Below are 23,105 nucleotides of genomic sequence, written 5' to 3' on the forward strand. Positions count from 1 at the left end.
TCTATTCGCGACACTCGCCTCCCGAGCCGCGCGGCCGCGCGTCGCCCGCGAGAACTTCCTTACGTCTCGGCCACGACGACTCCGCATGGACGCCACCTCGTCTTCCACCCGCGTCCTCGCGGTCGTCGGTCCCGCCGTCGACCGGGAGCGACTCGTGGACGTACTCTCGCCGCTTTCGGTGTCGGTCGCCCCCTCGGTCGACGCGGCCGGCCGGCGCGCCGAGGCCGAATCGGTCGACTGCGTCGTGCTCGGAACCGACCGCCTCGCCCACGTGAACGCGGTCCACGGTGCGCTCGCGGTTCCGCTGGTCGTCGTCGTCCCGCCCGACGGCGACCTCTCGGCGGCGGCCGCCCGCGACGCGGGCGCGGCCGACGTGGTCCCGGTCGTCGACTCGAACCTCTTCGAACGGCTTCCAGAACGGGTCGAAAGCGCCGTCGCGTGGCGTCGCCGCGGCGCGGCGGCCGCGAGCAAGATCACGGAGGACCTGAAGGAACAGGCGATAGACGAGGCTCCGGTCGGCATCACCATCGCGGACTGCTCGCTGCCCGACCGACCGCTCGTCTACGTCAACGAGGCGTTCGAGACGATGACCGGCTACTCGGCCGACGCGGCGCTGGGGCGGAACTGCCGGTATCTTCAGGGGCCGAACACTGACCCCGAGCGAGTCGCCGCCCTCCGCCGCGCCATCGAGGCCGAGGAGTCGGCGTCGGTCGAACTGCTGAACTACCGCGCGAACGGCGAGACGTTCTGGAATCGGGTCGATGTCGCGCCGCTAAGCGGGCCGGACGGCGAGGTGACCCACTACGTCGGCTTCCAGACGGACATCACCGAGCGCGTGCGCGCGGAGGCGGCCGCCGAGCGCTACGCCGCCAGAGTCGACGAGGAGCGCGCGCGCCTCCAGACGCTCGTCGAGCACATCGAGGGGCTGTTGGCGGACGTGACGAGCGCGCTCGTCCGCGCCGAGAGCAGACAGGAACTCGAAGCGGCCGTCTGCGACCGCGTCACCGCCGCGGGGTCGTTCGACTGCGCGTGGGTCGGCCACTGCGACCTCTCGCCGGCGGTCATCGTTCCCAACGAGCGGGCCGGCACGGACACGGCGTTCCTCGACGGCCTCGAAATCAGTCGGTCGAATCCCGACGACCCCACCGCTCGCGCCGCGGAGTCGCGGGCCGTCCAGTCGGCGGCCGTCGGCGACGGCAGCGTCCACGCCGAGACGCTCGTCCCGTTCGACTCCGTCATCGCGGTCCCGTTGGTCCACAGCGGGACGCTCTACGGCGTCCTGACAGTCTACACCGATGTCGCGGAACTCGACGACCAGGTCCGAGTGGTGTTCGGGACGCTCGGGCGGGCGGTCGGCGCGGCCATCGACGCCTTCGAGAGCCGGCGGTCACTGCTGTCCGACGAGCGGCTCGAACTCGAACTCGACGTGCGCGACGAGACCCAGCCGTTGGTCCGACTCGCCGTCGCGGGCGACTGCGAACTCTCGTATCGCGGTTCGGCCCAACACGACGACGGGACCGTGAGCCTGTTCGTCTCGACGCACCCCGCGACCGAGTTCGAGGAAGCCGACACCGACCTCGACGGCCTTCGAAGCGTCGATGTTCTTCCCCGCGGCGACGACGCGGAACTCTACGAGCTCACCTTCGACGACGGGTCGCTCCTTCACCTCGTCGCTGACGCGGGTGGGCGGCTCGTCGACCTCGAAGTAGACCGCCTCGGCTGTCGGCTCACGGTCATCATTTCCGACCGCGTGGCGGGCCGGGCGCTCCTCGACGACTTGCAGACGGTCGCGGCGAACGCCGAACTCCACTCCGTCACGAATCGGTCGGAACCGCCGGAGGCGCGCCGCGAGTTCGTCGCGAGCGTCACCGACGACTTCACCGACCGACAGCAGTCGGCGCTCCAACTCGCCTACCTCGGCGGCTACTTCGAGTGGCCTCACGCCGTCACCGGCGAGGAACTCGCGGAGACGATGGGCGTCTCGCGGGCGACGTTCCACCAGCACCTGCACGCCGCGGAGCGCAAACTCATCTCACGACTTTTCGATAGAGACCCATACTAGCCGGGCGGCTCCGGTTTTTTGACGGTCGCTCAACGGCTACCGCCTCCGGTGTGACGACTTCAGCCCCCGTGGCGACCTGCGGACTGAATCGCGGTACCGACCCGCGGACGTGACACTTCCAAGCACGCCCGATTTCGCCCGGTCCGGCCGGCCAGACAGTAAAAGATTAACACCCCAGGCGAACAACCCCCGGCAACGATGGCCGAAGACGTCAAGCCGACCCGCAAGAACTTGATGGCGATCGAAGATCGCATCGAACTCTCCGAGCGGGGCCACGACACGCTCGAACAGAAGCGTGACGGGCTCATCATGGAGTTCATGGACATCCTCGACCAGGCCCAGGACGTGCGGGCCAACCTCAATCAGGACTACGAGCGCGCGCAGAACAAAATCAACATGGCCCGCGCCATGGAGGGCGACGTGGCGGTCCGCGGCGCGGCCTCCGCGCTGAAGGAGTACCCCGAAATCACGACGCAGTCGAAGAACATCATGGGCGTCGTCGTCCCGCAGATCGAGTCCTCGCGCGTGAAAAAGAGCCTCGACCAGCGCGGCTACGGGCTGCTCGGCTCCTCGGCCCGCATCGACGAGGCCGCGGACGCCTACGAGGAACTCCTCGAATCCATCATCCTCGCCGCGGAGGTCGAGACGGCCATGAAGAAGATGCTCGAGGAAATCGAGACGACGAAGCGCCGCGTCAACGCGCTCGAGTTCAAACTGCTCCCGGAGCTGTACGAGAATCAGGAGTACATCGAGCAGAAGCTCGAAGAACAGGAGCGCGAGGAGATTTTCCGCCTGAAGAAAATCAAGGCGAAGAAGGAAGAAGAAGAAAAGGAAGAACGCGCCGCGGAGAAGGCGGCGGCCGAAGCCGACGCGGACGCAGACGCGGAAGCGGCGACCGCAGACTGACCGGGGCCGCCTGTTCTCTCTCGACTCCTCTCTCGGTCGGGTCTCCGACCGTTTTTCATCCTATCGGCGCGTAGAACGTCTCATGTCCTGTCCCGACTGTGACGGCGAACTCGCCGTCTTCGCGGTGCCCGAACCGCTCGAAGCCCACGCGCCCGAGGCGGCGCTGACCGTCGGGTTGTGCGCCGACTGTCTCCGACTTCACTCGACCGAGGCACCACTCACGGAGGGCGATTCGCGGCCGCTCGCGGACGCGCTCCCCGAGGGTGACGCGGGCGCGGCGCTCGCGCTCCTCGTCGGTATGCTCGACTCGCTCGCGCTCAACCGCGCCGGTATCGTCGATTGCGTCGAGTTCGCAGAGCGCGCCGGCGCGGACGTGCACCTCACGCTCGACCGACTCCAGCGGGCGGCGACCGACCCGCACTTCGACGTCGCTCGGCGGCAGTCACAGTTGGACGCGTTCCTCTGAGCGCGAGCGCCGCCGCTCTGTGCTGTCCGATACCGTGGCGCGCGAAGACGCCGAGGAGGAGGTCGCTTAGACGCCGGTGGAGTACCGGAGGATGCCGGCGATGCCACCGAACGCGTCGTAGAGCTGTTCGCCTTTCTCGAAGTCGGTGCTGATAAACTTCGTCTCGGTGCCGCGCTGGTCTGCGAGGTCCATGAGCCACTCGATGACGTCCTCGCGGTCTTTCAGTTCGGCCTCCGAGCCGTCGTCGCACTCGTGGGTGGGCGTGTCGTGACGGTGGTCGACGAGCTCGTACTCCTCTTGGCCGCCGCAGTCGTAGACGGCGATGTCTTTCCGCAGGTCCTCGGAGATGAGGAGGCGGTCGACCGACCCCATCACGAGGTTCTTCCGGGTCGCCTCGAACCCGTAGGTGGACTCGTTGCCGCGGTGGAGCTTCTCGAAGAACTCCTCCATCTGCTTTTTGTCCTTGATGACCTCCTGGTCGGCCAGCGCGTCCTGCCCGGCGTCGACGAGGTCGTAGAGGCCGGACTCGTCGGTGTAGGCCACGTCGAACTTCCCGACGACGAGGTCCTGCAGTTCGTGGTGGAGGTAGTCGCCGTCGAGGAACTCGTCTTTCGTCGGCGAGGGGCCGCCCACGAGGATGCCGTCCATGTCGTGGCGCTTGGGGACGAACAGGTCGTTGGCCATGCCGGCGACCTCCTGGTAGAAGTTGTCGATGGCTTCGAGGCGGAGGCGGGCGAAACGCTGGGCCGACTGACCACCTTTTCGCTGCTTGCCGGGGACGAGCGACGAGGCGCTCTTGACGGGTTCGACGCGCTTGCCCTTGAGCCAGCCGACGTTGGCCTCGCGGCGGTCGAGGACGATGAGGCCGAACAGGCCCTTGTCCATGAGCATGTCTTCGAGCGGCCCGGTGAGGAAGTTCGAGTCGCAGTGGTACCGGAACGACTGAATCGGCTCCGGCGGGCTTTCGAGTACCTTGGTGACCATCGTCGTCTGGCCGCCGCCGGCGTCGACCGCGCCGGAGAACATCACGATGCCGTTGTCCGGCGGGAAGTTCCCGTAGTACCGGAGTCGGTCCTTGATGCTCGTCAGGGCGTCTTGGACGTTCGTTCGCGTCTGCTTCGATTTGATGTTAGACGCTTCGCTGTGCTCCGTGATGACGTGTTCGACCACGTCGGATATCTGCTTGTCTTCGGGGATGTAGATGGTGACGAGCTGCGTTCCCGACCCTTCGTACTCTCGCAGGTCTTCGATGACCTTCTTGAATTCGTACTTTCGGCGGTCCTCGCTCGCCTCCTCGGCGTCGCTACTCATCACTCCACCTAGTCCCTCCAGCGGCTAAGTAACCTTTGACTGGGCACGTGCCGCGGTATCTCGCCGCACGAGCGGCCGTCCGAACCGACGTGCGGAGACGAGCACGGTCGGAGAACATTTATGTTGCTGTCACGGGTGGACTTCGACGTTGGAATTATGGCCCGGGTGTACGCAGTTGCCAGCGCGAAAGGCGGGGTTGGAAAGACGACGAGCACGGCCAACCTCGGGACGACGCTCGCGATGGCCGGTCACGACGTCGTCGTCGTCGACGGTGACCTCGGGATGCCGAACCTCGCCGGCGCGCTCGGCGTCGACCCCGACGGGGCGACGCTCCACGACGTGTTGACAGGCGAGGCGGCGGTCGAGACCGCCGTCTACGACGGACCGGCGGGACTCTCGGTGCTCCCCGGCTCGAACGCGCTCGAAGCGTTCGCGACCGCGAACGCCAAGGAGCTCGAACCGATCATCTCGACGCTCGAAGCGAGCTACGACATCGTCATCATCGACACCGGTGCGGGGCTGAGCGACGACACGTTCGTCCCGCTGAAGCTCGCCGACGAGGTTATCCTGGTCTCCACGACGGAGCGCGAGGCGCTCGGTGACACGGAAAAGACCCGACAGCTCGCAGACCGCATCGGTGCCGACGTGGTCGGCGTCGTCCTCACGCGCGTCGACCAGTCGAAGCCGAACGCCGACGTGGTCGCTTCGCTCCTCGATACCGGCGTCATCGCTGTCGTCCCCGAGTCCCCGGCCATCCGCGAAGCGCTCAGCACGCGGGACCCGGTCGTCGTTCACTCGCCCGACAGCATCGCGACCGCGGGGTACCGCGCGCTCGCCGAGGCGCTCACCGGAAAGCCGGTCCCGGTTCCGGGTCTGGACGACGAGGCGGACGAGACGGACGAGGCGGACGCGACGGACGCGGGAGACGAAGCGGACGCGACTCCCGAACCGGCGGACGCCGCCGACCCGGAGCCCGACCCCGGCCCTGACTCCGACTCGGACTTGGTCGAGGACAGCGGCGACGGGGTCGACGACGGAGCCGCCCCGGCGGCGACGAGCGAACACAGTTCGGTCGCCCAGGATGACGCCGACTCACTGGAAGGGCCGGCGGCGACTCCGGAACCCGATTCGGGGTCGGACTCCGTGGCCGACCCCGACGCCGCCGCAGTCGCGGACGAAGACCGGGCCACGGCGGACCCCGAACCCGAATCGGAGGCGGAACCGAACGTCGAAGCCGAGCCCGAGGAAGAATCGACTGTCGAGACCGAACCGGAGGCGGAACCGAACGCCGAGACCGAACCGGAGTCGGAACCGAACGCCGAGACCGAACCGGAGCCAGCAGTCGATTCGGACACCGACGACGACCTCGCGGCGTCGATTCCGTTTTCCGCCAGCACCGTCGAGGAGCCGGACGACCCCGCGGAACCCGACCCTGCCGATGGCGCGGACGCGTCCGAGTCCGCCGCAGACCCCGCCGTGGACTCCGCGGTCGACCCCGGCGACGACGCGCCGGCCGACCCGTTGGCCGCCGACGCGTCCGACGACCCGGTACTCGCGGACTCCGACCCGGTCGGTGACGAGGAGTCCGACACCGACCCGCTGGCGGCTGACCTCGACGCGGTCACCCGCGGGACGCCGGCTGCTGACGAGGAGACGGTCGCCGTGGCCGACGACGAAGTCGTTTCGGACGTCGACGCCGACACCGACTCGGCGGACGCGGACCCGCTCGCGGAAGGCGCGGTCGCAGACGAGTCGCGCTCGGCGTCCTCGGCGTCGGTCGAGGAGGCGGACGCGCCCGGCGCGGACGAACCGCTCGTTGCGGAGGCCGAACCGGATGCGGCCGAGGCCGAATCGGACGCGACTGAGGCCGACCCGGACGCCGACGACTCACCCGAAGACGACGAGGAGGGCGTCTACACCACCTCGCTCGTCGAGGAGGTCGAGTCGTTCGACGACGACGAGCGCGACGAGAAGAAAACGGGGTTCCTCAGTCGCTTCCTCGGCTAAACGGGAAGGTCTTTTACTCGCGTCTGCGGAATGCCCTCTATGGCAGAATCCGAGTCCGTTCCCTTCTGGTGGATAGTCCTGTTTCTCGTTCTCGCGCTCGGCAGCGGAGCCGCCGTCGTCTTCTCGGTCGGCGGGTCGCTCATCTCCGGGGCCGTCGCGCTCCCGCTTTTCTTCTGAACCGCTCGAAAAACGCCGTCACCGAAACACCCGATTCGCCCGCGGTCACATCGACTCGGGCGCTTCCACGCCCACGATAGCGAGCGCGTTCGCCACCGCGTTCCGCGAGGCCTCCACGAGCGCGAGTCGGGCCGCGCCGACCTCCTCGTCGGCGTCGAGCACGGGACACTCGCGGTAGAAGGTGTTGAACACCTCTGCGAGTTCGCGGGCGAACGTCGCCACGGTGTGGGGTTCGAGGTCGTCGGCCGCGGTTTCGACGACCGCGGGGAACCGCGCGATGGTCGCCAGCAGGTCGCGCTCGGCGTCGGTCGTCAGCACCGAGGGGTCGGCCTCGCTCGCGTCGAGACCGGCGGCGGCCGCCTCGTCTGCGATGCCGCAACAGCGCGCATGGACGTACTGGATGTACGGCGCGGACTGGGCTTCGAAGTTGAGCGCCTGGTCCCACTCGAAGGTGATGGTCTTCGTGGGCTGTTTGGAGACGATGTCGTAGCGGACCGCGCCGATGCCGACCTGCCGGGCGATGCGGTCGATGTCGGCCTCGTCGAGGTCGTCGTCGCGGGTGCGGCCTTCGAGGCGGGTCTCGACCTCGTCGCGGGCGCGGTCGATGGCCTCGTCGAGGAGGTCGTCGAGCATGACGCCCGTCCCCTTCCGGGTGGACATCGTCTCGCCCCCGGGGAGGTTGACCCACGAGTAGATGACGTTCTCCAGTTTGTCCACGTCGTTGCCGAGGATGTCGAGCGCGGCGCGGAGCTGGCCGGACTGGAGCTTGTGGTCCTCGCCGAGGACGGTCACGGCGCGGTCGTAGTTGTCGAACTTCCACTCGTGGTGGGCGAGGTCGCGCGTCGTGTACAGCGAGGTGTCGTCCGACCGGAGGAACACGAGGTTCTTCTCGAAGCCGTAGTCGTCGAGTTCGAGCTGCCACGCGTCCTCCTCGTAGACGGCGTGGTCGGTCTCCTTGAGGCGCTCCGCGAGGTCGCGGGTGCTCCCGTCGAACATGAACCGCGTCTCCTTGACGAACTCGTCGAACTCCGCGGGGAGGCGTTCGAGGCACTCGCGCATGCCGCCGAGCACCCGGTCGACCACGGTCTCGACGCGGGCGTACGTCTCCTCGTCGCCCTCCTCGATGCCCTGGAGAATCTCGGTGATTTCCGCTTCGGCCCGTTCGACTTCCTCGGGGTCGGCCTCCTCGAGGAACGCGTTGCCCTTGCGGTAGTAGCGGACGAGGTCGTACTCGACGCGCTCCCGTGCGGGTTCGCCCTCGAGGTCATCCTCGTCGAACGTCTCGTAGGCCCACGTGAAGACGGCCATCTGGCGGCCGGCGTCGTTCACGTAGTAGTGGCGCTCGACGTCGTTGCCGGCGAAGTCGAGCAGGTTGGCGACGGCGTCGCCGATGACCGGGTTGCGGGTGCGGCCGACGTGGACCGGCCCGGTCGGGTTCGCGCTCGTGTGCTCGACGACGACGCTGTCGCCGGTCGCGGGCAGGCGACCGTACGCCTCGTCGCTCGCGGCGGCGTCGAGGGTGTCGTCGTAGTAGGCGTCGGAGACGTGGAAGTTGACGTACGGGCCCTGCGTGTCGACCGTGGCGAGGTAGTCGTAGCCCTCGACGGAGAGTTCGTCTGCGATGTCGGCGGCGATTTTCGGCGGCGGCGCGCCGACGACCCCGGCGAGTCGGAAGGCGACGCTGGAGGCGAGCGTCGCGGGTACGTCCTCCGGCGGCTCCTCGACCCCGAGGTCGTCGGTGGGCAGGTCGAGCGACGAAAGCGCCGCAGAGAGCGCCGTCTCGACCTCCTCACGGAACTGTCTGAACATGTACGCGGATTCTCGATAGGCGGCTAAAGGCCTTTCCGAACCGTCCGGGCGACCGCGGCCCGTGCCGACCGGGGGACGTTCGCTCCCCTCGGTTTTCGGGGTGGTCTTAGCGCCACCCGCGTCGATACCTTACTAGTAAGGTAGTAGTGGTATATCGTCCGGGGACGACGTTCAAACCACGGGGCGGCGACCCGCCGCTCTCACCACCCACCCATGAGTCAATGCAACCACTGCGATGCGTTCGTGTCGAACGACTTCGTCCGTGTCTTCGGTGACGAGGACGGCAACGTCTACGCGTGTCCCAGTTGCTCGGCGAACGCGGGTATCTCACAGGTCAGCTCCGAGCGGCGGGCGTCGTCGCTCTGAGGTCGCCGTTCGGTCGTCGACCCGACGGATTCGGACGAATTCACGGATTCGGGCGCGCGGAACCGCACGCACGGTATCACTCCCTCGCTTCCCCACAGCGTCCCGTGTCGTCCCCACCGTTCCGCGCGCCTCGGACTCGTTCGACGTCGCCCCAACTCGGCCCGACGTGCCCCGATTCGGTCCCGGTCCATCGCCCCCGGCCGCGGACCGCCACCTCGGCCGTGAGCCGCGCTCCACCGATTCCAACGGCTGACGCCCACTCGTCGAATCACGCGGTGTGGCTGCGCTTCCCCCGGACCCATTCCTTCTCACCGCGGTAGACTGACCGACGGACTTACCCGTTCCCGATTGGAACTATCGCGTATCTACGGCGGTTCCACCCCGCCGGTTCTCTCCCCGTCACCCATCTCATTTTTGAGACGCATTCCACTTACGATACGCTTATGGGGCGCGCGTTCGAAGCCGGGAGTATGTCAGAATCGGCAGTCGCCGCGGCGGTCGGGTACGACGAGTTGGCCACGCTCAAGCTCGTCGCGCTCGACGGCGGGCGCTCCGGCCCGGTCAAGCTCTCCTGTTCCGGCGTCGCGAATCGACTCGACGTGTCGAACCAGACGGCCTCTCGCCGGCTTCAACGCCTCGAAGAGGCCGACTTCATCGACCGCGAGGTCGTCTCTGACGGCCAGTGGATAACCATCACCGACGCGGGCGAGTCCGCGCTCAGACAGGAGTACGCCGACTACCGGCGCATCTTCGAGACGCCCTCCGTGGTCGTCCTCGAGGGCGAAGTCACCGGCGGAATGGGCGAGGGTCGCCACTACATCTCGCTTTCGGGGTATATGAAGCAGTTCAAAGACCGACTCGGCTACGAGCCGTTCCCCGGCACGCTGAACGTCCGCCTCGACGACGACGCGGTCCGCACCCGCGCCGGGATGACCGCCCTCGACGCGGTTCCCATCGACGGCTGGGAGGACGACGAGCGCACCTTCGGCCCGGCGACGTGCTACGCCGCCTCCGTCGCAGCCGGCGGCGACTCCTACGAGCCGGTCCACATCATCGTCCCCGAGCGGACCCACCACGACGAGTCGCAACTAGAGATAATCGCGCCCGACAAGCTCCGCGACGAACTCGACCTCGACGATGGCGACGCGGTCACGGTCCGCGTCGAGGAGGCGGAGTACGAATGAGCCGCACCGCCGAATCGACCGGCGACTTCGACGCCGTCTCGCGCGTCCTCGACGCCTTCCGCGCCGGCGAGCCGGTGCTCGTCCACGACTTCGACGACCGCGAGGGCGAGACTGACCTCGTCTACCCCGCGGGCGCGGTCGGTTCCGCCGACGTGGCCCGGATGCGCAACGACGCCGGCGGCCTCGTCTGCGTCGCCCTTCCGAACGACGTGTCGGAGTCTCTCGGTCTCCCGTTCATGGACGACGTGCTCGACCACCCGGCCGCGTCGTCTCACGACCTCGCGTACGACTCGCGGTCGTCGTTTTCCTTCACGGTGAACCACCGCGACTCGTTTACGGGCATCACCGACCGCGACCGCGCGATGACCATCTCTCGGCTCGCACCCGTCGCCGAGGCCGCCCGCGCCGGCGAGTACGACGCCGACGACTTCGGCGGCGAGTTCCGCGCGCCCGGTCACGTCCACCTGCTCCGCGGCGCGCCGAACCTGCTTTCGGACCGCCAGGGCCACACCGAACTCGGCCTCGCATTGGCCGACGAGGCGGGTATCTCGCCCGCGGTCGTCGTCTGCGAGATGCTGGACGACGAGACCGGCGCGGCGCTCCCGAAAGACGCCGCCCGCGACTACGCCGACCGACACGGCTTCGCCTTCGTCGACGGCGACGGCCTCATCGACGAACTCGTCTGAACGACCGAGGGGTCGCCCGGATTTACCTTCTCACGCGCGCCCGTCGCGCCACGACCACGTCGGTTCCCACCCGAGCAGTCGCTTCGCCTTCTCGGTCGAGACGAGCGCTTCGTGGCCCGAAAGCGGCTCTCTGGTCTCCGCGTCGGGGTAGACCTCACTGGCGAGCGTCGCAGATTCGACGGTCGTCGAGGTGTCGGCGGCCGCGGCCCAGAACACCTCGTGGCCCGCGAAGTCTGCTTCGAGCGCCCGGCGGACGAGTCGCGCGGCGTCCTCCCGACCGAGGTACGCAAACAGCGTGTTGCGCGCGGTGTGGAAGTGCCCGGCGTCCCGCAGTCCCGACAGCGAGCGGTCGGCCTCCGCGAAGGTCCGGCGGGCCTCCTCCTCGCTCGGCATCCACGGGAATCGGAGGCTGGCGACCGTCTCGGGGGCGTCGTCGCGGCGGACGAACCCCGCGGCGGTCTGTTCTGCGACGTACTTCCCGAGGCCGTAGGGGTTCGAGGGCGTCGCGCGGTGGCTCTCGTCCACCGGGAGGAAGTCGATTCGGGCGGGGTCGGGTTCGAAGCTCCCGCCGATGGCGCTCATGCTGGAGGCGAGGGCGACCCGGTCGATGTCGAGCGCGGCGGCGACTTCGAGGACGACGTAGGTCGATTGGACGTTGCTCTCGAAGACGCGGTGGCCGGGGTCGTTCGTCGGCGTCGAGATGGCTCCGAGGTGGACGAGTGCGTCGGCGTCGACGTCGCTGAGCGCCGCCGTGAGGTCGCCCGGGTCCAGCGCGCTCACGCGGTAGTCGCGGTCCGCGAGCGCCGATTCGCTGTGCCGCGAGAGATTCGTGACGGTGTAGCCGCTCGCGCGGAGGTGGGCGACCACGGTCGGTCCGAGGTTCCCGGTCCCGCCCGTGACCGCGACGGATTCGAGGCTCATACCCCCGTCATGGCGGCCCGCAGACAAAACCGCGGGGGACGCGGTAGTCGGGTCGTCATGATTTTAGAGGGGGCCGCCGAAGGCCACTACATGGGATTTGACGAGATGGATGTCTCGACGATCTGGCAGAGTGGAGAGTACAAGGACTGGGAGGACGCGACGGTGCACGTCCTCACCCACGGTCTCCACTACGGGACGGGCGTCTTCGAAGGGGTTCGCGCCTACGACACCGACCGCGGCCCGGCCATCTTCCGCTGGGAGGAGCACCTCGAACGGCTCTATCAGTCCGCGAAGCCCTACGACATGGAGATTCCGTACACGCGCGAGGAACTCACCGAGGCGACGCTGGAGGTCATCCGGCGCAACGACCTCGACGGCGGCTACATCCGTCCCATCGCGTTCTACGGCTACGACTCGCTCGGCGTCAGCCCCAAGGACAACCCGACCGAGGTCGCCATCGCGGCGTGGCCGTGGGGCACCTACCTCGGCGAGGACGCGCTCGAAAACGGCGTCGACGTGATGGTCTCGTCGTGGCGTAAGCACGCCTCCAGCCAGATTCCGACGAACGCGAAGACGACCGGGCTCTACGTGAACTCCATGCTCGCGGGCGAGGAAGCCCGCCGCAACGGCTACGTCGAGGCTATCGTCTTGAACAAGGAGGGCAACGTCGCCGAGGGTCCCGGCGAGAACATCTTCATGGTCCGCGACGGGAAAATCTACACGCCCGGCCTCTCCCAGAGCATCCTCGACGGCATCACCCGCGACACCGTCATCACGCTCGCCCGCGAGCGCGGCTACGAGGTCGACGACAGCGCGACCATCAGCCGCGGCGAACTCAACACGGCCGACGAGCTGTTCTTCACCGGCAGCGCCGCCGAAGTGACTCCCATCCGCAAGGTCGACAACGTCGTCATCGGTGAGGGCACCCGCGGCCCGGTCACGGAGGAGCTCCAGTCCGCCTTCTTCGACCTCGTGGAGCGCCGCACCGACGACCACGAAGAGTGGTTCACCTACGTCGACGAGCAGTAACCCGAGACGCCCGCGAAAACCAGTTTTTTGCCGCGGTCCCGACGCGAGCCGATAGCGACGACCGCCGGCGCGGGGCGCGAGCCTTACTCGTCGGCGGCGACCTGCCCGTCGCCGGACTCCTCGGTCACTTCGATGTCGAACTCGTCGACGGTTTCCTGTTCTGCGAACCCGGCCGAGAGGACGCGCGTGAGGGCTTCTTCGACCTTCTCGCCGGTTTCTTCGATATCCTCGGGGTCGACCTCCATCACGAACCCGGTGGTGATGTTCGGCGCGGTCGGCATGAAGACGACTTCCCGGCCGTCTTTGGTCGTCTTCCCCGTCTTGAACGCGGTCATGCGGATGCCCGGCCACGTTTCGAGACGGACCGGCTTCTGGAGGTCTTCGGTGCCGGTGAGCGCGGTTTCGACCGCGAGTTTAGAAGCGTTGTAGACGATTCGGACGAGCGGGACCTTGTTCATGGCGGCGTCGAGGCCGGATTCGAGCAGGCGGCCGGCCGTCGTCCGCATCAGGTAGCCGACCGAGAGGACCAAAAGCAGGAAGATGATGATGGAGATGACAAATCCGAGCGCCTCCGAAAGCGGCGTCACCGTCCCGTCGGTGGAAAGAACCGTCGCAACGTACGGAATCGACGTGATTCCGTTATAAAAGAAGGCGAGGATGTACAGGATGACGATGAGCGGGACGAGGACTACGAGACCGCTGGCAAAATCGCGTCTCCACGAGGACATTGATATCGGGTACGTGAACCCGTGGGCATAAGGGGATTTCTAGTGTGGGACGAGAGACACGCGCCGTTGTTCGCCTCCCGATCAGACGCCGACGACCGCGCGGAGCGCGAATAGGGCGTTTTCCTTGCGCTCGCGGACCCGGCGGTAGAAGTAGGAGAACCACTTGTCGCCGTAGGGCGCGTACTGCCACACCTCGACGCCGTCGGCGGCGAGTTCGCGCTGGGCGTCCTCGCGCACGCCCATGAGCATCTGCACCTCGTAGTTGCGGTCGTACTCCGCGCCGAGGTCCCGGGCGTAGTCAATCATCTCGGGGTCGTGGCTCCCGACCGCGATGCCGCCGTCGTACTCCCGAAACAGGTACGCGAGGAGTTCCTTGTACGCCTCGTTCACCGCCGATTTCTGCTTGTGAGCCACCGACGCGGGCTCGTCGTACGCGCCCTTGACGAGGCGGATTTTCCCCGGCACGTCGGTGAGGCGTTCGAGGTCGTCGGGCGTGCGCTTGAGGTTCGCCTGCACGCACAGTCCCATCCCGCCGTCGAACTCGCGGGCGAGCTCCTCGAAGGCGTCGAGGGTCACGTCGGTCGTCTCGTGGTCCTCCATGTCGCACCACAGGAAGACGCCGTGTTCGTCGGCCGCCTCTGCGATGCGCCGGTAGTTCTCCTCGAACACGCGGTCGCCCGCGTCGAGGCCGATTTGCGAGGGCTTGACCGACACGCAGGCGTCGATGCCGGTCGAGGCGATGTCCTCGACGAGGTCGACGTAGGCCGCCGCGTCCTCGTCCGCGGGGGCGCGCTCGGCGTAGTGCTCCCCGAGGAGGTTGAGGATGACCGCCACGCCGTCGTCGTTCATCCGTCGGGCGTGGTCGAGCGCTCCCGCCGCGGACTCTCCCGCGACGAACCTGCTCGCGATGGGCGGAATCATAACGAACGATTGCGACCGTCAGCTATTGAGGGTTATCATCGATTCGGGCGCGAAATCGAACGACACCGTCGCCTCGCCCGGCGACGAACCGTCGGAACTTACAGTCTTCGCCGCCGACGGGTCGGTATGGTCGTCTCTCTCGTCGCCACCGCCTTCTGGGCGATGCTGCCCGCGTACGTGCCGAACAACGCCGCCGTCCTCGCGGGCGGCGGTCGCCCCATCGACGGCGGCCGAACGTGGGGCGGTCGGCGCGTCCTCGGGGACGGCAAGACGTGGCGCGGCACCGCCGCCGGGACGCTAGCCGGGACGCTCCTCGCCGTCGTCCTCAACGCCGTCGGGCCCGCGGCCTCGGGCGCGCTCGGCGTCTCGCTCCCGACGTTCCCGCTCGCCGCCGGGTTCGGTCTCGCGCTCGGCGCGATGCTCGGTGACATCGGCGCGTCGTTCATCAAGCGTCGCTCGGGTCGCGAGCGCGGGGCTGCCTTCCCCGGCCTCGACCAACTCGACTTCGTCGTCGGCGCGCTCGCCCTCGCGTTCGTCGCCGCGCCCGGCTGGTTCGCGGCGACGTTCTCCCTGCCCGTGCTCGCGGTGGTGCTCGTGATGACGCCCGTGTTACACGTCGTCACCAACGTCGGCGCGTACCTGCTGGGACTAAAAAACGAGCCGTGGTAATCCACGCGGTTACCGCCCACCCGAACCGTCCCGCTTAAGCGCCTCCCTGAACCCTCTCGAAACAAGATGGCGAACGCAGCACTCATCGAGGCGCTCCGAGCCGCCGACGCGGTCCAGTTCGGCGAGTTCGAGCTCTCCCACGGCGGCACGTCGAGCTACTACGTGGACAAGTACCTCTTCGAGACCGACCCCCGGTGTCTGAAGCTCATCGCCGAAGCGTTCGCAGAGCGCGTCGCGGACGACGACAAACTGGCCGGCGTCGCGCTCGGCGCGGTCCCGCTCGTGGCCGCCACCGCGGTCGAGACGAACAAGCCGTACGTCATCGCCCGCAAGAAGGCGAAGGAGTACGGGACGGCAAAGCGCATCGAGGGCGCGCTCGAGGAGGGCGAGGAAGTCGTCGTCCTCGAAGACATCGCAACGACCGGCCAGAGCGCCGTCGACGCCGTGGAGGCGCTCCGCGAGGCCGGCGCGGTCGTCGATCGCGTCGTCGTCGTCGTGGACCGACAGGAGGGCGCGGCGGAGCTGTTGGCCGACCACGACATCGAACTGGAGTCGCTTCTCACCGCCGAGGACCTGCTGGCCGACGCCGACGGCTAATACACGCTTGTGACTAATTCACTCGGAATCGACAATCGAAGTATTCATTTTTGTGCAAGTACGAAGCCGGAGGCATGAACAGAGCAGAGAAGGCCGCACTCCAGTTGCAGGCTGTCTCCGTGCTCCGGATGCTCAAAGAGACCCGGACGTACGACGAGTTGGCCGAACTCACAGGACTGCCGGCCGGCGACCTCAACCGCTACGTCAACGGGCACGTCCTGCCCGGGGTCGAACGCGCCCGCGAGGTCGTCGAGGGCGTCGGCCGCGACGCGCTCGCAGACGAACTCGAAGCCCGCGTCCGATTCGACGACGAGGGCTACGTCGACAACTCCGGCGTCGTCTTCGACCAGTCGTTCCTCGACCTCGTCGCGCCCGTCGCGGCGAACACGCTGGACCTCGAACGCCCCGACGTGATTTTGACCGCGGCGACCGACGGCATCACCCTCGGCGCGGCGATGGCGAGCTACTTCGGCGCGCGCCTCGCGTACGCGAAGAAGTCGAAAGAGACCGCGGTCGAGGACTTCATCGAATCCCGTCAGCGCCTCGCGTCCGGCATCGAACTCACCTACTACCTCCCCGCCAGCGCCATCGACGACGGCGAGCGCGTCCTCGTCGTGGACGACCTCATCCGCTCGGGCGAGACCCAGGAACTCCTCTTGGACATCGCCTTGCAGGCCGACGCCGACATCGCCGGCGTCTTCGCGCTCATCGCCGTCGGCGACGAGGGAACGAACCGCGCCCGCGAACTCACTGACGCGCCGGTCGGCGCGCTGAGCAGTTTCGACTGACGGCTCACGGACCCGCGGATAAACTGTTCTGAACTACTCAGTTCAATTACGGGCGACGTAGAAATAGGCACTTCCGTGCCGGTCTGACACGTCGAATGGGTGGTTTAATTCACGTTCGTGGATAATTCTGCTCGGGAGGATGGTAATGCTTATGTGTGCAATCGTGGGTATGCTTAGTCGTGCATCATGGGGCTCTCTGAAACCCTCGCAAACTACTTCGACGTGCATAAACACGGGTCCACGGTCAGGACCGAGATTCTCGCGGGCATCACGACGTTCCTCACGATGTCGTACATCGTCGTCGTCAACCCGTCGCTTCTCACAGACCAACCGTACATCGAGGGCGTCGACGGCATCGCCATCGCCGGCTACACGCCGGGCGAAGTCCAGTCGATGCTCGCCGTCGTCACCATCATCGCGGCCGCCATCGCGACCACGATTATGGCGTTCTACGCCAACCGACCCTTCGCGCAAGCGCCGGGGCTCGGCCTGAACGCCTTCTTCGCGTTCACCGTCGTCGGGGCGCTGGGCGTCCCGTGGCAGACGGCGCTCGCGGCCGTCTTCGTCGAGGGACTCATCTTCATCGCGCTCACCGCCGTCGGCGCGCGGGAAGCCATCATCAAGGTGTTCCCCGAACCGGTCAAGATGGCCGTCGGGACCGGTATCGGACTGTTCTTGGCGATTATCGGGTTGCAGGCGATGGGCATCGTCGTCAACGACAACTCGACGCTCGTCACGATGGGGGACCTCGCGTCGAACCCCATCGCCATCGTCTCCATCGTCGGTCTGTTCTTCACGTTCGCGCTCTACGCGGCGAACGTCCCCGGCTCTATCATCATCGGCATCGCCGGCACGGCGATTCTCGGATGGGCTGTTACTGCCTTCGGGTTCGTTGCTCCTGATGCGGGTCTGGTCGCGGGTGCAACGACGACAACGATTTCCCTCCCTCTCCTTGGTGCTGTTGACCTCGTTATGCCCGGTGGAGGTGCCGCAACCTACGACATCACGCCGCTGGCCGGGGCGTTCATCTCCGGCTTCGGCAACGTCGAAGCGTTCAGCTTCGCCCTCATCGTCATCACGTTCTTCTTCGTCGACTTCTTCGACACCGCCGGCACGCTCGTCGGCGTCGGGCAGGCCGGGGGCTTCCTCAACGACGACGGTGACCTCCCCGACATCGACAAGCCGCTCATGGCCGACGCGGTCGGCACCACCGCGGGCGCGATGCTCGGCACCTCGACGGTTACGACCTACGTCGAGTCCGCCACCGGCGTCGAGGAGGGCGGCCGAACGGGCCTCACCGCGCTCGTCGTCGCCCTCTTGTTCCTCGGCTCGCTCGCCATCGTCCCGCTCGCGACGGCTATCCCGCAGTACGCCTCCCACATCGCGCTCGTCGTCATCGGCGTCGTGATGCTCCGCAACGTCGTGGACATCGCGTGGAACGACATCACGTTCACCATCCCCGCCGGCATGACCATCCTCGTCATGCCCTTCACGTACTCCATCGCCTACGGCATCGCGGCGGGCATCGTCTCGTACCCGCTCGTGAAGGTCGCCGCCGGCGAGTACGACGATGTCAGCGCCGGCCAGTGGGCGCTCGCGGTCGCGTTCGTCCTCTACTTCGTCATCCGCACCTCGGGGATGCTCCAGGCGCAGGTCTGACCGCGCCGACGACTCTCTCGTCGCGCTGATTTTCTCACGACCTAATCGGATTCATAAAGTATTGAACAACCCCGGTGCTAACCCACTCCATATGAATATTCCCAACGAACGGCTCGCCCTCCGCGGAGCCGTGTTCCTCCTCATTATCGGCCTTCTCGCTCCTTCGGCCGTCTCTGCCGTGACGTACGACCCCGGGCAGCAGACGAGCCTCCAACCGGGGACCGTCACCAGCCCCGCCAACGGGTCGACGATTGTGAGCGTCCAAGGCTACACCTTCCAGGGCAACACGAACCCGAAGAAACCCGCTCGGGTCGTCTCGGTCGGTGAACGCGGGAGCCTCCAGTGGACGTACGACGACTCGGTCAACGGGAACGCGTGGTTCTTCGACGTCGACCCGCTCCCGAACGGGAACCTGCTCGTCTCGTCGCCGCGCGGGACCGACACCGTCGTCTTCGAACTCGACCCGGACACCCGCGAACGCGTCTGGGAACAGCGCTTCGATATGGAGGACACCCACGACGTTGACGCCTTCGGCGAGGACGAACTCCTCATCGCCAACATGCGCGAGTGGAACGACTCCGCCGGCGTCAGCGAGGACCGCATCGTCGTGTACAACCGGACGACCGACGAAATAACGTGGGAGTGGTACTTCAAGAACCACTTCCCAGCCGACACCGACGGCGGCTACAACGCCGACTGGAGCCACGTCAACGACGTGGACTACATCGGCGACGGTCGGCTCCTGTTGTCGCCGCGAAACTTCGACCAGGCAATCGTCGTCGACATGGAGTCGAAAGACATCGTCGAGCGCCTCGGCACCGACGACGACTACGACGTGCTCAACGAACAGCACAATCCCGACTGGCTGGTCAGCGAGAACGGCACGCCGACCATGCTCGTCGCCGACAGCGGGAACAACCGCGTCGTCGAGTACGCGAAAGAAGACGGCGAGTGGGTCCGGACGTGGTCCGTCGGAAAGAACACGCTCAACTGGCCGCGCGACGCCGACCGCCTCCCCAACGGCAACACGCTCATCGTCGACACGCTCAACCACCGAGTGATAGAGGTCACGCCGACCGGCGAGGTCGTCTGGGAGTACTACGCGACGTGGGGGCCGTACGACGCCGAGCGCGTCGCCCACGGCGACGAGTCCTCCGGGCCGACGATTCGGGACCTCAACGCCAGCGGTTCGTACCCCATCACCGGGAGCGCGAACATCACCGCGGGCGGAGACGGGAGCGTCGGCTTCGTCTCGCGGGTTCAGTCGACGTTCGCCGGGACGCCGCTCGAAGAACCGATGAGCGGGCTGTCGACGCGACTGTCGCACGTCCTGCCGTGGCTCCGTCCGGTGTGGATGACGCCGTGGGACCTGTTTTGGGCGGTGTGCGCCGTCGGCGTCGGGCTCACCGCGACCGCCGGCGAACTGTATCTGATGCGCCAGCGACTACTCGACGCGGTCCGCGAGCTGTTCGGGAGATAACGCTGACCCCGCGGCCGACCCCGCGGCGCGCCTTTCGGGGTCGTGTGGTTCGATTGCAGAAGACCATGGCACTCATTAGCCGCGGCTCCATACCCCAGGCTGATGTCCGACCTCATCCTCTACGAACTGCAAGGCTGTCCGTACTGCGCGAAGGTGAAAGACAAACTCGCCGACCTCGACCTCGAATACGAGTCGCGGATGGTCCCCAGCGCTCACGCCGAGCGCGAGGAAGTCGAAGAGGTAAGCGGCCAGACCGGCGTCCCCGTCCTCGTCGACGAGGAACACGGCGTCGAGGGGATGCCCGAGAGTGACGATATCGTCGACTACCTCGAAGAGACCTACGGCTCGGCGGCGTAAGCGCGCCCGTCACTGATTTTTCCGCCGGCAGTACAGCTCGCCGCCCACCCCGCGACGATTAGCTCTCGGCGGGGTCGCGGGTCCGCTCGCGAATCAGGTCGCGAATCTCGTCGGGGTCGTCGATGGCGGCGAGTTCTTCACAGCTGACGATGCCGGTGCCGTCGACCGACTCGCGCTTCTGTTGTTCCTCGACGAAGTACACCGAGCGCGTCCGCGTGATTTCGCCGAGCGACGACATGATTTGGGCGCGCTTTTCGGCGCTCCGGGTAAACGGCGAGTGTCCGGTGAGGACGTTCGTCTCCTTTTTCCGCCCGGCGTCCTCGCTGACGGCCTTGAACGGCGCGCGGGCGGTCGGGTGGACGGTGAAGCCGGCGCGCGTCAGCACCGACAGGACGTGTTCGTCGTCGGGGTCCACGTCGGGGTCGTCGGGCGTCGGCTCGGCGTCGCGCACGTCCTCCGCGCCCGTGAGCACGTCGACCGGGTTCGAGAAGGGACGGTCGAACAGCTCTTCGAGGTGAATCGCCACCTCGATGCTCGCGTTCATGCCGTTTTCGTACTTCGAGACGGTGCGCCGCGAGACGCCGAGTTCGGTCGCGAGCTGCCCGAGGCTCCATCCGCGCTCCTGCCGCTCTTCGGAGAGCACGTCGCCGTCGAGGCTCACGTACAGTCCGCCGGGGGCGGCGTAGATGAGCGGGGGAACCTCCTCTACGAACAGGTCCATGGCGGTGTCGGGGTTCAACACCGGCACGCCGTGGCGGAAGTAGACGACGCCGGGTTTGAGGTCCTCGTCTCGGGTTCGAAGCCCGACGACCAACGGCGTGGCGTCGAGATACGAGCCGAGGCGTCGCATCTCCGAGCCGGTGACGCCGTCGAACGCGTCGATGTTCCCCAGTATCTTGAGGAGCAACAGGTCCTCGCCCCTCCGAGCGGCGAGGTCGAAGCTCTTCGGCCGGATGGCGATGCGGTCGCTCACGACGAAGCCCGCGTCTTGGAGCATCGCGGCGACATTACCAACCAGCGCTGACCGGGACATAGGGGGCAATAAGCGATTCGGCCCATAAAGCGTTTTCCCCGATACCGACGCCCTCGCCGTGATATCTCCCTTCCCGATGCCGCATTTATATAGCCGTAATCGACCCGAAAGGCGTTACTGCGCCGTCCGGCAATCTCCGCGTATGACCGTCATCGGCCTCGACGACACCGACTCCCGCACCCTCGGGATGTGTACGACCTATCTGGCGACGCTCGTCGCCGAGGCCGTCGAGGCGCGCGGCGGGACCGTCGAGCGGCGACTCCTCGTCCGGCTGAACCCGGCGGTCGAGCACAAGACCCGCGGGAACGCGGCGCTGGCGATTCACACCGACCTCCCCGCGGGCGCGGCGTTCGACCTCGCCCGCGAGGAACTCGACCGCTGGGCCGTCCTCGACGACGACCGGACCAGCCCGGGTATCGTCGTCGCGCCGGGGTCTCCCGACACGGTTTCGACCGCCGTCGCCGACTTCGCCCGCGACGCCGTCCGCGACTTCCACGACCTCGATGCGGCAGTCGACCTCGCGGAGCGCTCCGGCTTTCTGACCGAGGGCTGGCACGGCGGTCGAGGCCGCATCGGCGCGCTCGCGGCCGTCGGCGCGTGGGCCGCCTTCGACGAGTGGACCCACGAACACATCTCCTACCGCGAGTTCCACCGCTGCGGGACGCCCCGCGAGGTCGACGTCGACTCCGTCTTCGACGCCGCCGACGCGGCGTATCCCGACGCGTGGGACACCGTGGACCGCGAGGAGGGCGAAGCTGTCTGCGTGCCGAACGCGCCGGGACCGATTCTCCACGGCATCCGCGGCGACGACGCCGATACCGTTCGCGGAGTCGCCGCCGCCATCGACTCCGAACCCGTCGACCGCTCGGCGACGTTTCGCACGAATCAGGGGACCGACGCGCACCTCCGGAACGGCGTCGTCTCGGACCTCCGCGACGGCCGCGCCTACCGCGTCGCCGGCACCGTCGCCTCCGAACCGGAGACCCGACCGGGTGGTCACGTCTTTTTCGACCTCGAAGCCGACGGCTCTGCGGTCTCGGTCGCCGCCTTCGAACCGACGAAGCGCTTCCGAAACCGCGTGCGGGCGCTCCGCGTCGGCGACGCGGTCACCGCCTGCGGCGAGGTCGGAGACGGGACGCTCAAACTGGAGAAGTTCGCGGTCCGCGACCTCGTGCGGACGAAACCCGCGACGCCCGTCTGTCCCGACTGCGGGCGGACGATGAAAAGCGCCGGAAGAAATCAGGGGTATCGGTGCCGCGACTGCGGGACCGACGCGCCCGGGAAAGTCGAGCGGGCGGTCGACCGCGACCTCGAACCCGGCTGGTACGAGGTGCCGCCGTGCGCCCGCCGACACATCGCCAAGCCGCTCGTTCGCGGCGGCTTCGACGCGGCGACGCACCCGGAGCGCTGAGGTCGCGGCTCGCGTGTTCGGCGCTCAGTCCTGAACCACCAGCACGTTCGTGTTCTCGCGGCGGTCGACGAACGACTCCCCGGCGGGCGGTTTCACGTCCACGACGAGCGTTCCGTCCTCGCGGTTCGCGCCGAGTTCGGCGTCGACGTTGACGGTCGCAGACCCGCCGTCACCGCTTTTCGCCGTCGCCACGCCGTCGATTTCGGCGGTTCCCGACTTCACGATAACCGTCGCGCCCTCGACGGGGTTGCCCTCGTGGTCGACGACGGTGAAGTTGAGGTCCTGTTCGCCCGGACCGACCACGTCGGGCGTCGGTTTCACGTCGAGTTCCGAGGTGGCGAGACCCTGCACGCCGGAGAGCATGTTGAGCATGACGCTCATGCTGGCGACGCCGACGACGAGGGCGACGACGAGGCGAACCGGGAGTCCTTCGATAGCGCGCGTGTCTGACCGGAACATATCGAGCATGGACCGTCTGGCCGCGGGTTCGTATATAAACCCTCGTCCGGGAGTTCAAGTCGCATCGCGCGGCCAGTCC

At 67.3% G+C, this 23,105-nt stretch carries 23 protein-coding genes; 16 read left to right on the plus strand and 7 right to left on the minus strand.

The features are described 5' to 3' along the window. Positions 1 to 85 precede the first annotated feature (85 nt). The 3 genes from ACSR87_RS09175 to ACSR87_RS09185 all read left to right on the plus strand — a co-directional run bounded on the left by ACSR87_RS09175 (position 86) and on the right by ACSR87_RS09185 (position 3,434). A complete protein-coding gene (locus tag ACSR87_RS09175) occupies positions 86 to 2,062 on the plus strand; it encodes a bacterio-opsin activator domain-containing protein (protein WP_498530257.1) in 1,977 nt (658 codons plus the stop codon). A 198-nt stretch (positions 2,063 to 2,260) separates the two neighbouring features. Then, positions 2,261 to 2,968 carry a V-type ATP synthase subunit D gene (locus ACSR87_RS09180; protein ID WP_004044604.1) on the plus strand — a complete coding sequence of 236 codons (708 nt, stop codon included), beginning with the start codon at positions 2,261 to 2,263 and terminating at the stop codon, positions 2,966 to 2,968. Positions 2,969 to 3,050: 82 nt separating this feature from the next. After that, a complete protein-coding gene (locus ACSR87_RS09185) occupies positions 3,051 to 3,434 on the plus strand; it encodes a DUF6276 family protein (protein WP_498530258.1) in 384 nt (127 codons plus the stop codon). A 66-nt stretch (positions 3,435 to 3,500) separates the two neighbouring features. Here ACSR87_RS09185 and prf1 read toward each other — a convergent pair whose 3' ends face one another. Further along, a complete protein-coding gene (gene prf1 / locus ACSR87_RS09190) occupies positions 3,501 to 4,745 on the minus strand; it encodes a peptide chain release factor aRF-1 (RefSeq protein WP_004044602.1) in 1,245 nt (414 codons plus the stop codon). Positions 4,746 to 4,901: 156 nt separating this feature from the next. Between prf1 and minD the strand changes: the two genes are divergently transcribed. After that, positions 4,902 to 6,752, plus strand: a complete 1,851-nt coding sequence (minD, locus tag ACSR87_RS09195) for a cell division ATPase MinD (protein WP_498530259.1) — start codon at positions 4,902 to 4,904, stop codon at positions 6,750 to 6,752. 39 nt (positions 6,753 to 6,791) lie between these two features. Further along, a complete protein-coding gene (locus ACSR87_RS09200; RefSeq protein ID WP_004044600.1) occupies positions 6,792 to 6,929 on the plus strand; it encodes a hypothetical protein in 138 nt (45 codons plus the stop codon). A gap of 45 nt (positions 6,930 to 6,974) precedes the next feature. Here ACSR87_RS09200 and argS read toward each other — a convergent pair whose 3' ends face one another. Continuing rightward, on the minus strand, positions 6,975 to 8,738 hold the full coding sequence (gene argS, locus ACSR87_RS09205; RefSeq protein ID WP_498530260.1) for an arginine--tRNA ligase: 1,764 nt from the start codon (positions 8,736 to 8,738) through the stop codon (positions 6,975 to 6,977). Between the two features lie 213 nt (positions 8,739 to 8,951). On the opposite strand from argS, the gene ACSR87_RS09210 reads away from it, so the two are divergent. The 3 genes from ACSR87_RS09210 (at position 8,952) to ribB (ending at position 10,974) form a co-directional block, all read left to right on the plus strand. Beyond that, positions 8,952 to 9,104 (plus strand): DUF7563 family protein, encoded by a 153-nt coding sequence (locus tag ACSR87_RS09210; RefSeq protein WP_498530261.1) that lies wholly within the window; start codon positions 8,952 to 8,954, stop codon positions 9,102 to 9,104. 443 nt (positions 9,105 to 9,547) lie between these two features. Further along, positions 9,548 to 10,288 (plus strand): DUF120 domain-containing protein, encoded by a 741-nt coding sequence (locus tag ACSR87_RS09215; protein ID WP_498530262.1) that lies wholly within the window; start codon positions 9,548 to 9,550, stop codon positions 10,286 to 10,288. After that, positions 10,285 to 10,974: a 3,4-dihydroxy-2-butanone-4-phosphate synthase gene (ribB, locus tag ACSR87_RS09220; RefSeq protein ID WP_004044596.1), complete on the plus strand. Its 690-nt coding sequence runs from the start codon at positions 10,285 to 10,287 to the stop codon at positions 10,972 to 10,974. The genes ACSR87_RS09215 and ribB overlap by 4 nt, the downstream gene beginning before the upstream one ends. Before the next feature lie 30 nt (positions 10,975 to 11,004). Here the strand turns inward: ribB and ACSR87_RS09225 are convergent, their stop codons facing one another. After that, entirely contained in the window at positions 11,005 to 11,895 is an 891-nt protein-coding gene (locus ACSR87_RS09225; protein ID WP_498530263.1) for an NAD-dependent epimerase/dehydratase family protein, read from the minus strand. A gap of 90 nt (positions 11,896 to 11,985) precedes the next feature. Between ACSR87_RS09225 and ACSR87_RS09230 the strand changes: the two genes are divergently transcribed. Further along, positions 11,986 to 12,924, plus strand: coding sequence for a branched-chain amino acid transaminase (locus ACSR87_RS09230; protein WP_004044594.1), 939 nt, complete (start codon positions 11,986 to 11,988; stop codon positions 12,922 to 12,924). An 83-nt stretch (positions 12,925 to 13,007) separates the two neighbouring features. Here ACSR87_RS09230 and ACSR87_RS09235 read toward each other — a convergent pair whose 3' ends face one another. Both ACSR87_RS09235 and ACSR87_RS09240 read right to left on the minus strand, forming a co-directional pair. Further along, positions 13,008 to 13,652: a DUF502 domain-containing protein gene (locus tag ACSR87_RS09235; protein ID WP_008577012.1), complete on the minus strand. Its 645-nt coding sequence runs from the start codon at positions 13,650 to 13,652 to the stop codon at positions 13,008 to 13,010. 81 nt (positions 13,653 to 13,733) lie between these two features. Next, a complete protein-coding gene (locus ACSR87_RS09240; protein WP_498530264.1) occupies positions 13,734 to 14,573 on the minus strand; it encodes a proline dehydrogenase family protein in 840 nt (279 codons plus the stop codon). Between the two features lie 126 nt (positions 14,574 to 14,699). Here ACSR87_RS09240 and ACSR87_RS09245 point away from each other — a divergent pair, with 126 nt between their 5' ends. The 6 genes from ACSR87_RS09245 to ACSR87_RS09270 all read left to right on the plus strand — a co-directional run bounded on the left by ACSR87_RS09245 (position 14,700) and on the right by ACSR87_RS09270 (position 20,123). Continuing rightward, positions 14,700 to 15,242, plus strand: a complete 543-nt coding sequence (locus ACSR87_RS09245) for a CDP-2,3-bis-(O-geranylgeranyl)-sn-glycerol synthase (protein WP_004065352.1) — start codon at positions 14,700 to 14,702, stop codon at positions 15,240 to 15,242. A gap of 66 nt (positions 15,243 to 15,308) precedes the next feature. Continuing rightward, the gene (pyrE, locus tag ACSR87_RS09250; RefSeq protein ID WP_498530265.1) at positions 15,309 to 15,839 is read left to right on the plus strand and encodes an orotate phosphoribosyltransferase; all 531 of its coding nucleotides are present in this window, start codon (positions 15,309 to 15,311) and stop codon (positions 15,837 to 15,839) included. A 74-nt stretch (positions 15,840 to 15,913) separates the two neighbouring features. Next, positions 15,914 to 16,627 (plus strand): phosphoribosyltransferase family protein, encoded by a 714-nt coding sequence (locus tag ACSR87_RS09255; RefSeq protein ID WP_498530266.1) that lies wholly within the window; start codon positions 15,914 to 15,916, stop codon positions 16,625 to 16,627. Positions 16,628 to 16,813: 186 nt separating this feature from the next. After that, on the plus strand, positions 16,814 to 18,286 hold the full coding sequence (locus tag ACSR87_RS09260) for an NCS2 family permease (RefSeq protein WP_498530267.1): 1,473 nt from the start codon (positions 16,814 to 16,816) through the stop codon (positions 18,284 to 18,286). 91 nt (positions 18,287 to 18,377) lie between these two features. Then, positions 18,378 to 19,766, plus strand: a complete 1,389-nt coding sequence (locus ACSR87_RS09265) for an aryl-sulfate sulfotransferase (RefSeq protein ID WP_498530268.1) — start codon at positions 18,378 to 18,380, stop codon at positions 19,764 to 19,766. 102 nt (positions 19,767 to 19,868) lie between these two features. Beyond that, a complete protein-coding gene (locus ACSR87_RS09270; RefSeq protein ID WP_004065346.1) occupies positions 19,869 to 20,123 on the plus strand; it encodes a glutathione S-transferase N-terminal domain-containing protein in 255 nt (84 codons plus the stop codon). A 58-nt stretch (positions 20,124 to 20,181) separates the two neighbouring features. On the opposite strand, the gene ACSR87_RS09275 is transcribed toward ACSR87_RS09270, so the two are convergent. Further along, complete coding sequence (locus ACSR87_RS09275) at positions 20,182 to 21,156, minus strand: transcriptional regulator (RefSeq protein WP_498530269.1); 975 nt, start codon at positions 21,154 to 21,156, stop codon at positions 20,182 to 20,184. Between the two features lie 142 nt (positions 21,157 to 21,298). Here ACSR87_RS09275 and ACSR87_RS09280 point away from each other — a divergent pair, with 142 nt between their 5' ends. After that, the gene (locus tag ACSR87_RS09280; RefSeq protein ID WP_498530270.1) at positions 21,299 to 22,567 is read left to right on the plus strand and encodes a TiaS agmantine-binding domain-containing protein; all 1,269 of its coding nucleotides are present in this window, start codon (positions 21,299 to 21,301) and stop codon (positions 22,565 to 22,567) included. A 24-nt stretch (positions 22,568 to 22,591) separates the two neighbouring features. On the opposite strand, the gene ACSR87_RS09285 is transcribed toward ACSR87_RS09280, so the two are convergent. Beyond that, a complete protein-coding gene (locus tag ACSR87_RS09285; protein ID WP_498530271.1) occupies positions 22,592 to 23,035 on the minus strand; it encodes a DUF7382 domain-containing protein in 444 nt (147 codons plus the stop codon). Positions 23,036 to 23,105: the final 70 nt, after the last annotated feature.

The organism is Haloferax sp. SDI50 (assembly GCF_059802635.1).